This window comes from Bifidobacterium asteroides, assembly GCF_030758775.1.
Lineage (GTDB): Bacteria > Actinomycetota > Actinomycetes > Actinomycetales > Bifidobacteriaceae > Bombiscardovia > Bombiscardovia kimbladii.
Window position 1 is genome coordinate 578850 of record NZ_CP132384.1, and the last position, 14326, is coordinate 593175.

Sequence of the window (14326 nt, forward strand, 5' to 3'; positions counted from 1 at the left end):
ATAAAATGTGTTAGAAATTCGCCCTGAGATAGGGGTGTGAGGTAGTACGCATTTTTTGTAGCATACCTTCCACTGCTTGATTGAGAGCTGACATGCTTATCTTGTTAACTTATTTGGAATATTATTGCATTTGACTTAACGTGACATCATGAGCATTCATTCAACTACTAGAGTGCCGCAAAATTAAAGATCACAAAAATATTGCTGCTGAGAAACAATGGGGTCATTTAAATAAAACGTCCAAATTGTACTTACGTTTTTCTAAACATCGACTAACGATCCCTTTTAGACCTCAGTAGTATATTTCCTGTGCGATTCTTACTGTTTGGATTGATGATTTACTGATAGCGGATCATGTGTTTAGCGGAAATCGAGAAATGGGTTGGGCACACAATTCGACAGTTACTTGAAGTAATGCATTTACGAAGCCTCGGAAGATTCGACGGTGCAAGTGATGGTTAACTGCTAAGGAAGTTTATGCAGTAAAGTAGAATCATGAAATTGACAAAGGTGCAATTACACAAATACAAGAGCATTGACGATAGCACAGCATTCGACGTTCAAACAGATGTTACATGTCTAGTTGGGAAAAATGAATCCGGCAAGACGGCTGCCCTAGAGGCCATGTACAAGAGCCGTCCAATCAGTAACAATGTAAAATTTGATATGGTCATGGACTATCCGACTCATTTGACCAGAGAAAGAAAGGAATCTGGCAGATCTCAAATAGTGTCGGATTTCGCTTATGAACTAGATGAAGAAGATATAGCAGCTGTAGAAAAAGAGTTAGGGCCGAATACTGTCATTAGTAAGACGATGACATGTTCCACACGGTACGATCAATCTGTTGTCTTTGGCTTAAAAATTGATACCTTGGCTGTCAAAAATAATCTATTAAAAGAGCTTGATCTTTCCGATACTGTGAAATCAGCCGTCCAGGGCGTGAAAACCCCACAAGAATTAGTGAGTGTGCTTGAAGAGAAAGTAGAAGGAGACGTACCTAGTGTCCAGAACGTGATTCACCGGGTTAAAAACTGGAGGGATTTAGATGCCACTAATCGGGCTTTTGACATACTTAATGAAAGGAGACCAAAGTTTGTCTATTACGAAGATTATGACATTATGCCCGGCCTTATATCGATTCCCTATCTCATTAAACAAAAGGAAGATGGAAATCTTACTCGAGGCCAAAAGGCTCTAATCGCTTTAATCCGGATGGCTGGAATTGATCTGGAAGAATTAGAAAAAGCAGAAACAGCTAATTATGAAAATATTATTCGCGAGCTTGAGAATGCATCGAATGTTCTCTCTGATGAAGTTTTCGAGTATTGGAGTCAGAATCAAGAACTCAGTGTAGTTTTGAAATTGTTGCCAGGTGTTAATCGCCCAGAGCGATTAAATGAGCAAGGGCCTCTATTGCAAATTCGTATTAGCAATCAGAGACATAAAGTCACCGTGCCTTTGAGTGAACGGTCCAGAGGTTTTATCTGGTTTTTCTCTTTTCTAGCTTATTTTTCAGACATCGAGGATAATGCACAGCAGCCGCTGATCCTTCTGTTGGACGAACCCGGCCTCAGCTTGCATGCCACTGCTCAACAAGACTTGCTTAGGTTTATACGAGAACGTTTGGCACCAACCCATCAGGTTATTTACACGACGCATTCCCCGTTCATGGTAGATGCTCACAAGTTCAATCAGGTTAGAACAGTCATTGACGCAGACAATACTGGCACAGTCGTATCATCAGACGTTTTAAAAGCAGATAAGGAATCGGTATTCCCCTTGCATGCTGCAATGGGCGTACAACTGACACAAACGCTTTTTATTGGACCTTACGTTCTTTTCGTCGAAGGTCCCTCAGATTTAATCTATCTAAATTATCTGTCGGATGCAGTTAGCAGAAGTGGAGGCCAAGGACTTGATACAAAGTGGACTATTACTCCAGGTGGTGGATTGGCTAAGATTCCATTTATGTTAAATTTGTACGGCGCCAACGATATTACTATTGCAGTGCTTACGGATTCGTCTAAACAGGATAAATCTGTATTGAACGCATTAAGACAGGATGGTAGGATCTTCAATAGTAGCTTGGTGTCAGTAGGCGATATTCTTGACAAAACTGAGGCTGACATTGAGGATATCTTTACCCCTGAATACTATTTAAACTTAGTTAGCAGAGCTTATGCCGGAATGCTCAACAATAGAAAAATAAAAGTACAAGAACTCCCGAGAGGTAATAGAATAGTTAAACGTGTGGAACTTTATTTCCAAAAGAATAATATAAATAAAGGTAGGCTTAACCACTACTCGCCTGCGGCGGTTTTATTGCGTGCCAGTGATGAACTTCCACAACCTGATCGAGAAACTTTGCAAAATGCGGAAGAACTATTTAAGAGAATAAACTCAATATTACAATGAAAATAGTTGTGCTTCGTGTATGGTGATATATGAATATAAACATGTAGGATTAAACTAGCATATAAGATTCAAAGAACTGTCAGTCTATCTCAATGGATTTGTTTAGTGGATTGGATATGTCTTCCAAAAAGAAAATTGGTTGAAAAAATAATACAGAAGGATAATGCATAAATTAGTAGCTGATGACTGTGAGCGATACCATGTCGTGGTCTTAGTTTTTTTTTTATCATTGATTTCATAGAACTCTTTATATCCGTTCGTATTTATAACTAGGCTTAGCGAAGTTTCTCTTTGGCAAAAATCGAGAAGGTGAGAAGTGAGAAGAGTTTTCGGCTGACTGTGAGGCATGATCCAGCCTTTGGAGTCTGGGTTATATTCAAGCATCGGTAGTGATGTTCAGTCGGTTTTATCTTGCTAGCTGTGGCTTCAATAGTTAGCTTGGCAGCAAAAAAAGTATTCGTCTTCTGGAAGTCATGAGCTCAATTGCGGTTAATTGTGTGCTCTTTTCGGAACTTTTCCCATTCTCGATTGAGTCTGCAAATAACTTGCAGGATTGGTCTTTTTATAAATCCTCTCTGTTCCGCTGGAATAGCTCTGAACTACCGTTAAGCCTGCATCATTTAAGGTGGAAAGCAAGGATGACTGTCGCGAATCATGAATATTCCGCCGTCTTTCAGCAAGAGGGCTATCGACCGAGGTTCATCCTTCATATCGGGTAGCAAAGTGACCATACCATTGCTGTTAACGTTCACATCGAACCAACCTATCTGTTCAGACACGGTGTTCGCTACAAGGCGGACATCACTTTGCGTATAGGTGATGGGTGTGCCAGCCGTTTGAGATAAATTCCTGGCATATGCAGAGCTGTGGAAGAAAAAATCTAGGTCATACACTTCTCGTGTTCCCAGGTGCCACCATGTCAGAGAGTCAACGCCTATATGGCATTGCTAATGCAATAGATACAATCATCCTCTGATGCCACTTCAGGGAGGTGAGGCTTTAAAATCGCTAGATTGCATTAGTCAATCGGTCATAGAGCCTATGGCTTACCGGTAAAAGAGTTCAAATCTCTATCAGCACCGTTGGCATGCACAACTGCCCTGTCATTCCAGTTAAGGAGATTATTCTGAACATCCTAATCCTGGTGCATTTTATGAGGGATGGCGCTGCTTTCGGATAGATGCCTATCGAGGTGATCGAACCAGGAAATGTTACGAGTACTTTTTCAAGTGCAGATGTATCGGTCATATACAAATATGCAACCCTGCTATATCCTGAATACCCACTTCGTTGGTAAATACAGGGTGCCCCGGATGCGATTCGAACGCACGACACCTTCTTTAGGAGAGAAGTGCTCTATCCCCTGAGCTACCGGGGCAACGGAAACTACTGTACCACGAAGTGCGACTCGGGCAGGTCGCTGATGGGCAGGCTAGGACCGTGTGCCTCCTGGAGAAAGTTAGCCTCCTATCCCGGTACGCCATATGGTCATGGTTTACAATTGCTCAACGGTCAAGCTGACTGTGTATCCCTTGGGAGGAGACCATGGCGAAATTCAGACAGTCCTTCCTGGTGAAGCATGTCTTTGGGTGGACGGCCAGACTGCTGGCGTTGGCCAGCTTGCTGGCCCTAGCGGCGCGTGCCTGCCCGGCATGGCTGTCAGCGATACCCTACCTGCCTGATCTGGCCGCTTTGACGCCCTGGTTCATCTTCATGAGTCTACTGGCCCTGGTCCTGGCTCTGATGGCTTCACGATGGTTCACGGCTTTGGTGCTTATCGCCGCCTTGGCCCTGAATGTCTACTGGCAGTACCCCTTCTACCAGGAAGGATCCCAGATCGGCGGGCAATTTGATCAGTCCATGGCCCTTGAGCATCCCGACCGGTACGACGATGTGGCGCGGGTCATGACGCTGAACGTCTACAAGGGTCAGGCCGATGCCGATCAGATAGTCAAGACCGTCAGCGACAACCGGGTCGAGGTGCTGGCTCTGCAGGAGGTCAGCGAGGATTTTGTGGACCGTCTGCACAAGGCCGGCATCGACCGCTATCTGCCCCACGAGCAGCTTTCCACATCTTCGAAGGAATACGCCAACGGTCTTTGGACAGCCGCGCCAATGCAGTCACCCTCAAAGGACGACGTAGGTTCCCGCTCTTCCATGATGCCGGCGGCCAGCATCGACTTCGGCAGGGGCAGGACCAGTGTCAGATTCGTCTCGGTCCATACCACCTCGCCGCAACCGGGCAGTTGGAATGCCTGGCGACGCAGCGTGTCCGACCTGGGAAAACTGCGGAAGCACGAACACACGCGATACGTGCTTTTGGGGGACTTCAACGCCACCTGCGATCATGCAGTTTTCCGAGACATGCTGGGGGAGCGGTTCAGTGATGGAGCACGTCAGGCCGGGCATGGCATGAGCATGACCTGGCCAGCCAACCGAGCTCCATTGCCCAGGTTGGTGGCCATCGATCATGTGGTGGTGGATCGGGACATCAGGGCCAATCGGCTGCAGGTCGTACCTATCGCGGGTTCGGATCATGCGGCCCTGCTGGCCACGGTGATGGTGGAGTAGTGGATTTTCAGGCATCCAAGTTGGACTGGGTGCCAGCCTGGGCCCCGGCGCTGGCCTGCTCCTGCTGAGCAGCATCAAGTTTGGCCCGCACTTGGCCCAGCAGCTCCTGGGCCCGCTTGGCCAGAGCCTCGCCGATCTCCCACTGACGCATGGAGGCATCCAGATCCAGGCCGCCGGCCTCCAGCGCCTGAACCGCCTGGATCAGCTGGTCCCGGGCCTGCTCATAGGGCAGTTTGGCGATGGTTTCGCGTTCCTTCTGGCTCAGGGCCGAGGCCAGTACCGGCTGTTCCTTGCCCTGCTCCTCATCGGTGTCGCTCATTTATGCTCCTCTTCTTATATAGTGCGTTATCAAATTCCTGATGATTATATGTAGCTGACGACGTGGGATCGGTCACTGCCCGCTGACGACCCTGGTCTCGATCCTGCCCTCTTTGACGGTCAAGGTCAGATCCTGATCGGCCTGAACCTGCTGTGGGCTGACGACCACCTTCCCGTCCAGAGTCTGCACGACTGCGTATCCGCGATCCAGCGTGGACTGGGGAGAGAGGGCGGTCAGCGAGGACTGGAGCTTCTCCACGGTCAGGGAGGCGTCGTCCACGATCCGCCGAAGGGCGATGTCCAGGCGGACCAGCGACTCGTCAACCAGCCGCTGGGGCTTGTCCAGCATGGTCTGCGGCTTGGTCAGGCTGGGGCGGTTGGCGTATCCCTCAATCAGCCGTGTCTCGCCCTCGACCATATTTTGGATGCGCGCGTTTATGCGCATCCTGGCCTCTTGGATGATGCCCTCCTGCTCGACCAGGTCGGGCACCACCCGCTTGGCGGCGTCAGTGGGGGTGGAGGCACGCAGATCTGCGGCCAGGTCAATCAAGGTCCAGTCGTCCTCGTGGCCTATGGCCGAGACGATGGGAGTGACACAGGCTGCCGTGGCGCGGACCACGGACTCGTCCGAGAAGCCCAGCAGATCCTCGAAGCTGCCGCCGCCCCTGGCCACGATGATCACATCCACAGCCGGATCAGCATCCAGCTTCTGGATGGCTTCGACCACTTCGGGCGGGCACTGGGGGCCCTGGACGTGGGCGTGTACCACGGAGAATTCGATGGTGGGCCAACGCAGGCGGGCGTTGGTGATCACATCCCCCTCGGCTCTGGCCTTGGGCGCGCAGATCAGGCCGATGCGCCGGGGGAATTCGGGCAGGGGAACCTTGTTTTCCGCATCGAAGAGGCCCTCGCCCTTGAGCTTGCGCCTGAGCTGGTCAATCTGCTCCTTCAGGTCACCGGTGCCTACGCGCTTGATCCGGTCGGCCATAAAGCTCAGACGGGTCTGTTTGATCCACAGGTCGGGTCGCCCGTGCACCACCACGCGGTCGCCCTGACGAAATTCCCTGGCCTGGGTGGCGAAGGCCCGGAAGCCCATGACATTGATGGAGATGTCCTCGAAGTTGTCACGCAGGGTCAGATATGCCGAACCGGTCCGGCGGGTGTTGATCTCCACGATCTGACCCTCCACCCAGGCTCCGGGCCAACGGGCCACGGCGTCGTGGTACTTCTGGCTGAGCACGCTGACCGGCCAAGGGTCTTCCTCGGTGGTGTCACGTGCCAGGCGGGGCAGCTGATCCAATGGTTTGGGAGCCAGTCCTGACGGTGCTGGGCCAGCCGGCGCACCCATCGACCCGCGCATGTTCGAACCCATGTATGCTCGCACCTGATACCTCCTGACCATCGGTTCCGCCAGTCTGACCAACCTATCTGGCAACGGCCTGTACAGGATGGTATGCGGGCTGGTCGGTGAAGGAAACGTTCTCTCAGGGTCTCTCAATACGGGGACAATTCCCTATTCCCTGTAAGTCCTTCGCAGGCCTACTGTCGACTGCTCCTGAGCCGATTTCGCCAAGGGCACAGCGGCTTTTCTTCCATTTGCGGGCAGGCTGTCATTGAGGCGAAAGCGTGGAGGACGAGGGTTGCAACCAAGGCCTTGATGCACCTGTCCCAGTCTGTGGCTTGCCTGTATCGGTGGTGGTTCTGCTGGCGGCTGTGTCAAAGGAGACAGTCTTGATTCCCTGATATTGCAAAAGTTATTCACGCTCTGGCGGTAGCATAAATAGGGTAAGCCGGATATGATGTGGTGTCTGCTTTTTGGACCCATCATGCGGCGGTCTCACGGATTGAGGTAGTTTCATGTCTGATGGCGTCGACATAGCGGGTCGATATAAGGGCACAGGACCGCGGGATCTCCTGCGTGTGGGTCTGGACATCGGTTCCACCACAGTCAAGGCCGTGGTCCTGGGCGCAGGTGACAGGCTGGATCAGGCGCTGTTCAGCGACTATCGCCGCCATCACGCCAATGTGCGGCAGTGTGTGGCCGAGCTGGTCACCGACATCAAGCTTTCCCTGTCACGGGTCGGTCTGGCCGGCAATCCCATCAGCCTGGTGATCACCGGTTCGGGCGGGCTGGAACTGGCCAGCCAGCTGCAGGCCGAGTTCGCCCAGGAGGTCATTGCCGAGACCGAGGCCATCAACGCCACCTACCCCGAGGGGGACGTGATCATCGAGCTGGGCGGCGAGGATGCCAAGATCACCTATCTGAAGCCCACGCCAGAACAGCGGATGAACGGGTCCTGCGCAGGCGGGACCGGAGCCTTCATCGATCAGATGGCCACCCTGCTCAACACCGATGCTTCAGGCCTGAACGATATGGCCGCCAAGTACAAGACCATTTATCCTATCGCCTCGCGCTGCGGGGTCTTTGCCAAGTCCGACCTCCAGCCCCTGATCAACGACGGAGCCGCCAAGGAGGATCTGGCTGCATCCATCTTCAATGCCGTGGCCACACAGACCATTTCCGGTCTGGCCTGCGGACGTCCCATTCGTGGCAACGTGATCTTTTTGGGCGGGCCCCTCTTCTTCATGAGCGAGCTCAGGGAAGCCTTCAAGCGGATCCTTCAGGACAGAGTCAGCCGTTACATCATCCCTGAGAACGCACACCTCTATGTGGCCTACGGCGCTGCCATCATGGCTGGCCGCCGCGAGCAGGACGACCAGGACAGCGCTGTGCAGGTCAAGACCGACTATTCGCCAGAGACCGATGTGAACGACCCCTTCGGCCCGGCCTGGGGGCTGGATCAGGCGGAGGTCGACAAGGCACGGTCCGAGAAGGCCTCGAACCTGGACAAGATGGCTCTGCAGGATGCCATGCAGGACGGCCGCACCACCACCTTGGTGGACGGTGAGCATAAGGCTCCCGCGACCGAAACCGCCAAGGATGCCAGCCACAATCAAGACATGAACTTTGACCTGACTTCCTTGGATGGCGTCCTTTCCGCCCTGAAGGGCCTGGAGAACATGCCCTCCACGGCCAGAACGATCCGCCCGCTCTTCCTGAACGAGGAGGAGCGCAGTGAGTTCAACGACCGGCATGGGGCCCAGGTCATCCCCACCGGAGACCTGTCAGGAGCCAAGGGGCCGCACTTCCTGGGCATCGATGCGGGCAGCACCACCATCAAGGCCGTGCTGATTAACGACGACAAGACCATCGTCTGGTCCACCTACGGGGTGCATAAGGACAGCCCGCTGATTGCCGCCGCCAACATCGTCAAGGAGGTCAGGAAGTCCCTGCCGGAGGGGGCCTACATCGCCCGTGCCTGCGCTACCGGCTATGGTGAGGGCCTGGTCAAGGCCGGCCTGCATGTCGACGAGGGCGTGGTCGAGACCATGGCCCACTACCGGGCAGCCGAGGAGATCAGCCCCGGGGTCACCTCGGTCATCGACATTGGCGGGCAGGACATGAAGTACATCGCCGTCAACGACGGGGTCATCGATTCCATCTGCGTCAACGAGGCCTGCTCGGCCGGCTGCGGGTCCTTCCTGCAGACCTTCGCCCAGTCCATGGGCATCAGCATCCAGGAGTTCACCAAGCAGGCGTTGGCTTCCGAAGCCCCGACCGATCTGGGTTCACGCTGCACGGTCTTCATGAACTCCTCGGTCAAGCAGGCTCAGAAGGAGGGCGCCTCCCCGGAGGATATCGCCGCCGGGCTCTGCTACTCGGTGGTCAGAAACGCCCTTTACAAGGTCATCAAGCTGCGCGATGCCAACGCCCTGGGGCCTGTGGTCGTGGTCCAGGGAGGCACCTTCCTCAACGATGCCGTCCTGCGGGCCTTTGAGCTCCTGACTGGTCGCAAGGTGACCAGGCCCAACATCGCCGGGCTCATGGGAGCCTATGGTGCTGCACTGACGGCCCGCATGCACTGCCCGCAGAATGATGAGGTCGAGGATCTGACCGCTGCCGGCTCCCACATGGCCAACGGGGTGAAGTCCGTGGGCAGTACACCCACCACCCCCAATAAGGCTCCGACTTCCACCAAGCCAAAGTCGTCACCGGCCGCCGTCAACAAGATTGCCTCCAAGAACGACCAGGGGTTTAAGGCGACCCTGCCTGACCTGAAGGTGCAGGACGGCCATGTGGTCAGCTCCATCCTGGCAGGGGACGATCTGGACAACCTCTCCATGACCACCACCCACGATGTCTGCAAGCTCTGCCAGAACCACTGCAAGCTGACCATCACCGAATTCGAGGACGGCGGCCGCTACGTGACCGGGAATCGCTGCGAACGTGGCGGCGACAAGAACAGGAAGCGCTCCGACAGGCCCAACCTCTACGACTTCAAGTACAAGCGGGCCTTCGCCTACCGTCGTCTGACCCCGGACAAGGCCACCAGGGGCGACATCGGCATTCCTCGCGTGCTCAACATGTACGAGGACTACCCCTTCTGGTTCACCCTGCTGACCTCCCTGGGCTTCCGGGTCATGATCTCCGGGCGGTCCAACCACGAGCTCTTCGAGAGCGGGATGGAGTCCATCGCCTCCGAGAACATCTGCTACCCGGCCAAGCTGGTCCATGGGCACATACACTCCCTGGTCGACAAGGGCATCAAGACCATCTTCTATCCCTGCGTCACCTATGAGCAGGAGCTGGTTCCCGATACGGACAACCATTACAACTGCCCCATCGTGGCCAACTACCCGGTGGTGATCGAGGCCAATATGGCCGAGCTCAAGGAGAACGGCGTCCGCTTCATGCGGCCCTACTTCAACCTCTCCAACAAGGAGAAGATGGTCGAGCGGATCGTCAAGGTCTTCGACTGGGCCAAGGTGAGCGAGGATGAGGCCAGGACGGCCGTCCAGGAGGCCTACCGTGAGGATGCCCGCTTCAAGGAGGACGTCCGCCAGGAGGGGCTCCGTGCCCTGGCCTACATGCAGGAGTATGGAGTCAAGGGCGTGGTTCTGTCGGGCCGTCCCTACCATGTGGATCCCGAGGTCAACCACGGCATTCCCGAGACCATCTGCTCCCTGGGCATGGCCGTGCTCTCCGAGGACTCCATATGCGAGCTGGACGTGCATAAACTGCCCAAGCTGAGCGACTATATCATCCCGGCGGCGGGGGAGCGGGCCCTGGCCTCCAACAACCCCACGGCCGCCAAGTTCCGCAAGACCGTGCCGAGCTTCGGCGACGACCATCAGAAGATGCCCTTGAGGGTGACCGACCAGTGGGCCTACCATTCCAGGCTCTATTCCGCAGCCAGGTTTGTCTCCGAGTATCCCGACCTGCAGCTGGTCCAGCTGGTCAGTTTTGGGTGCGGCGTGGATGCCATCACCACTGACCAGGTTCAGGAGATTCTGGCCGACAAGGGCGATGTCTATACGCAGCTGAAGATCGACGAGGTCTCCAACCTGGGTGCAGCCAAGATCCGTCTGCGCTCGCTGAAGGCCGCCATGGATGAACGCCATCAACGGGATGTGGCCCAAGAGAATGGCGAAGGCCAGAAGGAAGCCCCCGTCAAGGAGCAGGCGCCTGCCAAGGTCGCGGTCAAGGATGCTGATCCGTTGCCTGACCTGGTTCAGGCGGAGGAATCATCTGATTCTCAGGGTTCTCAAGAGTCTGCAGACCGCATTGAAGCAGTGGATGCGAATGCGTCTGACAAGCCGGCATCCGATGGGTTCCGGTCCACCAACGCGCAGAAGATCAGCCTGTCCCAGCGCAAGTCCGACATTGTGGCTCTGGCGCGGTTTGTGGCTCTGCACGACAAGAGTGATCAGGGTCTGATAGGTCTTCACCCTATGGGCATCCGGCCCATTCGGGAGACCATAGCCTCGCGGCAGAAGGATCAGGAAGTCGAAACCAAGTCGGCAGAGCCTCCGGCCGAACACGGCCAAGCTGCTCAGCCCAGCGGGGCCGCCGCCAAACCGACCCTGTCCAAGTACGCCACTGAGCATCGCTTCACCAAGGAGATGGGTCACAAATTCACAGTGGTGGCGCCGCAGATGTCGCCTGTGCACTTCTCCCTCCTGGAGGCGGTCTTCTCCAGCGCCGACTACCACTTCGAGCTCCTGAAGCATGCCACGGCCGAAGACATCAACACCGGTGTCAAGTATGTCAACAATGATGCCTGCTTCCCGGCCATCATCGTGGTGGGGCAGCTGGTCAACGCCTTCCTGTCCGGCAGGTTCGACCCACACAAGTGCGCGGTCATTGTTACCCAGACCGGTGGCATGTGCAGGGCCACCAACTACTATGGCCTCCTGCGCAAGGCCCTGGCTGATGCGGGCTACGGCTACGTGCCGATCATCACGCTGAGCGTGCAGGGGTTCAAGGCCAATCCGGGCCTTCAGGTAACCCCGGCCCTGCTGCACCGCGCGGTCAAGGCCTTCTACCTGGGCGATGCCATGATTGAGTGCCTGCTCAGGGTCCGCCCCTACGAGCAGAAGCCCGGCTCGGCCAACAGGCTCTACAAGCTTTGGGACACGATCTGCAAGGAGACCATCGAACACCACGGGTACTCCAAGACCGCCAAGAAGGTCTACGGCCATGGATATCTGCCTTACCGCACGCTGATGAAGCGGATGATCCGGGCCTTTGACCAGCTGCCCCTGCGCAATATCCCCCGCAAGCCTCGAGTGGGTGTAGTCGGAGAGATCCTGGTCAAGTACCATCCTGATGCCAACAACCACGTGGTCGACCTGATCGAAAGCCAGGGCTGCGAGGCTGTACTCCCCGGTGTCTGCGACTTCATGGTCAACGGCATCTCCAATGCTGAATGGAACGAGGAGATGCTGGGCACAGGCGGACCAGTAGGTGTCAAGAAGATCGTCCTCAAGGCGGCGGATGCCTACCGTGCCCCCATGATCGCCGGCTTCAAGGCCTCCCATGGGAAGTTCGACATTCCCGCTCATATCACCGACCTGAGGGATAAGGCCGCTTCGGTCACCTCCCTGGGCGTTCAGGCGGGAGAGGGCTGGCTTCTGACCGGCGAGATCATCGAGCTGATCCAGTCCGGCGCCCCAAACATCGTCTGTGCGCAGCCCTTCGCCTGCCTGCCCAACCATGTGACAGGACGCGGCATGTTCGGCAAGATCCGCAGGACCTACCCTGAGGCCAACATCGTCTCCATCGACTACGATCCCGGCGCATCGGAGGCCAACCAGCTCAACAGGATCAAGCTGATGATCGCCGCCGCCAAGAAGCCGGGCGGCCAGCAAAAGCTCAGCCAGGACCACAGGGCCAACGTCGAATCCCAGGCATCTGGATCGACCGGTCGGGATGCTGGGCAGGCAGCACCCGTCCAGGACGAGGAGAAGGTTCTGGAGAGCCTGTAGCCGCCAGGCCGAGGCCGGTTCCGGGACTAACCCGCCGGCCTTGGAGCTGCTGAACCACGAAGATCAAGGAAAGAGGGGTTTCCCATGACCAGCCGCGAAAAGATCAAGGCTCTGCTGGACACCGACCAGATCTACATTGCCGATACACCCGAAATGAAGCAGGTCCAGGACGCCCAGCAGGATCTGGTCTTCGAGTTCAACGCCTGCCGTCCCAGCCAGGCGGAGAAAAAGCGGGACCTCTGCAAAGAGATGTTCGGTTCATTCGGCGAAGGCAGCTGGATTGAGGGGCCAGTGCGGGCCAATTGGGCCTGCAACACCTACTGGGGGAGCAAATGTTACGCCAACTTCAACCTGGTTCTGGTCGACGACGGACGCATTGACATAGGCGATCACACCATGTTCGGACCCAACGTCAGCATCGTCACCACGGGGCACACCATTCGCCCCGATATACGCGTATATGGAACGCCCCAGTTCTCGGTTCCGGTCAGCATAGGCAGGAATGTATGGATCGGAGCAGGCGCCATCGTCATGCCGGGAGTGACCATCGGCGACAACACGGTCATCGGGGCAGGGTCCCTGGTCACCAAGGACATCCCCTCTGATGTGGTCGCCTACGGCCACCCCTGCAAGGTCGTCCGTCCCATCAGTGACCACGATTATGAATACTACTGGGGGGATCGTCGGTATCAAGCGCCTTACGATGCCCGGCCTTTCAGGATGGATCAGGAAGGCTGATTGGTTGCTGCTTCCTTGGATGTCCCTGTCGGCTGGTGTCCGGCAACTGCGGTTTGGCCACTGCAATGCCTGTGCTGATCAGCAATATCCATCCCAGAGTGGTGAGGGAAAAATCAGCGCTTTGAACCGGTCCCATTCCTGGATGTAGTCGATTTTCGGCTCACGCAGCAGCCGTATCTGTATGCCGTCCATGACTTCCAGACTCATCCTCACCTTGTCCTGCATGTCTGTTGCCCACGCTATGCCATCAGGAAGCAGCCAGGGGAATTCAGAATAGCGCTTCCAGACCTCTGCCGGCCTGCGGATGAAATAATCATGCAAGGGGTGGCTGGCCGAAATGGCCTCTGTCTCTAGGACCGTATACAGCTGTGTGAGTTCGGGCTGGTCGGCATTGTGGGCGACCAAATAGTCAAAATAGGCCGGAAGATGCGGATGTTCGGGGTCGGACCCGGGAAGGCCGGTCTGCAGGAATTCCTCTGGCGTGCCATCGGCATCATAGATATCCGTGACCAAGAGGGAGAGCAGGCCTTCCTTGCTGCCCACATAATGAAGGACGCCCGGTTGCGACATCCCTACCATGTCAGCGACGTCTTTGAGCGATATGCCGTTGTACCCATGTTGGCTGATGAGGCGGGCAGCGGCCTGTGTGATTTCCGCACGTCTCACCTCTGGTGATTTTCTGGTACGGCTCGTCATTTCCTGGTCTTGCGGCTCCTTTTCACAGCTTTTGGATGTCTGGATCCTCCCGGTGGTTTGATACCTATGGTACATGGGGGCGTATCGGCAACAGCAAAAGGGGTATGGCTCGCCTAAAGCAGGGTTCCGACTCTTCTGGGAAGAGAAAAAGAAGCCGTGGCACTCGTGGACCTGCATTGGGTCGATGACTTGACAGAACCATTGAAAGCCTGTTAGGTATATCATTATCTAATGATCAGTAGATATGGATTTTTCC

7 protein-coding genes and 1 tRNA gene are annotated in these 14326 nt (G+C 55.5%); 4 read left to right on the top strand and 4 right to left on the bottom strand.

Annotated features, from left to right (window positions below; translation table 11 throughout):
* Positions 1-495: 495 nt before the first annotated feature.
* Complete coding sequence (locus tag RAM15_RS02065; RefSeq protein ID WP_306221853.1) at positions 496-2418, top strand: AAA family ATPase; 1923 nt, start codon at positions 496-498, stop codon at positions 2416-2418.
* A gap of 1305 nt (positions 2419-3723) precedes the next feature.
* On the opposite strand, the gene RAM15_RS02070 is transcribed toward RAM15_RS02065, so the two are convergent.
* A tRNA-Arg gene (locus RAM15_RS02070) sits at positions 3724-3796 on the bottom strand.
* 167 nt (positions 3797-3963) lie between these two features.
* Here RAM15_RS02070 and RAM15_RS02075 point away from each other — a divergent pair.
* Positions 3964-4989: an endonuclease/exonuclease/phosphatase family protein gene (locus RAM15_RS02075; RefSeq protein WP_306221854.1), complete on the top strand. Its 1026-nt coding sequence runs from the start codon at positions 3964-3966 to the stop codon at positions 4987-4989.
* Between the two features lie 7 nt (positions 4990-4996).
* On the opposite strand, the gene RAM15_RS02080 is transcribed toward RAM15_RS02075, so the two are convergent.
* Positions 4997-5308, bottom strand: a complete 312-nt coding sequence (locus tag RAM15_RS02080) for an exodeoxyribonuclease VII small subunit (protein ID WP_045924047.1) — start codon at positions 5306-5308, stop codon at positions 4997-4999.
* A 72-nt stretch (positions 5309-5380) separates the two neighbouring features.
* Complete coding sequence (gene xseA / locus RAM15_RS02085) at positions 5381-6655, bottom strand: exodeoxyribonuclease VII large subunit (protein ID WP_306222226.1); 1275 nt, start codon at positions 6653-6655, stop codon at positions 5381-5383.
* A 509-nt stretch (positions 6656-7164) separates the two neighbouring features.
* Here xseA and RAM15_RS02090 point away from each other — a divergent pair.
* Positions 7165-12636 carry an acyl-CoA dehydratase activase-related protein gene (locus RAM15_RS02090; RefSeq protein WP_306221855.1) on the top strand — a complete coding sequence of 1824 codons (5472 nt, stop codon included), beginning with the start codon at positions 7165-7167 and terminating at the stop codon, positions 12634-12636.
* Between the two features lie 84 nt (positions 12637-12720).
* A complete protein-coding gene (locus RAM15_RS02095) occupies positions 12721-13374 on the top strand; it encodes a sugar O-acetyltransferase (RefSeq protein ID WP_306221856.1) in 654 nt (217 codons plus the stop codon).
* Between the two features lie 78 nt (positions 13375-13452).
* Here the strand turns inward: RAM15_RS02095 and RAM15_RS02100 are convergent, their stop codons facing one another.
* On the bottom strand, positions 13453-14070 hold the full coding sequence (locus RAM15_RS02100; protein WP_306221857.1) for a TetR/AcrR family transcriptional regulator: 618 nt from the start codon (positions 14068-14070) through the stop codon (positions 13453-13455).
* Between the last annotated feature and the right edge of the window lie 256 nt (positions 14071-14326).

Bases quoted from the DNA above. Each gene is read 5' to 3' on its own strand.
- RAM15_RS02065 (WP_306221853.1), top strand. From the start codon at position 496: ATGAAATTGACAAAGGTGCAATTACACAAATACAAGAGCATTGACGAT.
- RAM15_RS02075 (WP_306221854.1), top strand. From the start codon at position 3,964: ATGGCGAAATTCAGACAGTCCTTCCTGGTGAAGCATGTCTTTGGGTGG.
- RAM15_RS02080 (WP_045924047.1), bottom strand. From the start codon at position 5,308: ATGAGCGACACCGATGAGGAGCAGGGCAAGGAACAGCCGGTACTGGCC.
- xseA (WP_306222226.1), bottom strand. From the start codon at position 6,655: ATGGGTGCGCCGGCTGGCCCAGCACCGTCAGGACTGGCTCCCAAACCA.
- RAM15_RS02090 (WP_306221855.1), top strand. From the start codon at position 7,165: ATGTCTGATGGCGTCGACATAGCGGGTCGATATAAGGGCACAGGACCG.
- RAM15_RS02095 (WP_306221856.1), top strand. From the start codon at position 12,721: ATGACCAGCCGCGAAAAGATCAAGGCTCTGCTGGACACCGACCAGATC.
- RAM15_RS02100 (WP_306221857.1), bottom strand. From the start codon at position 14,070: ATGACGAGCCGTACCAGAAAATCACCAGAGGTGAGACGTGCGGAAATC.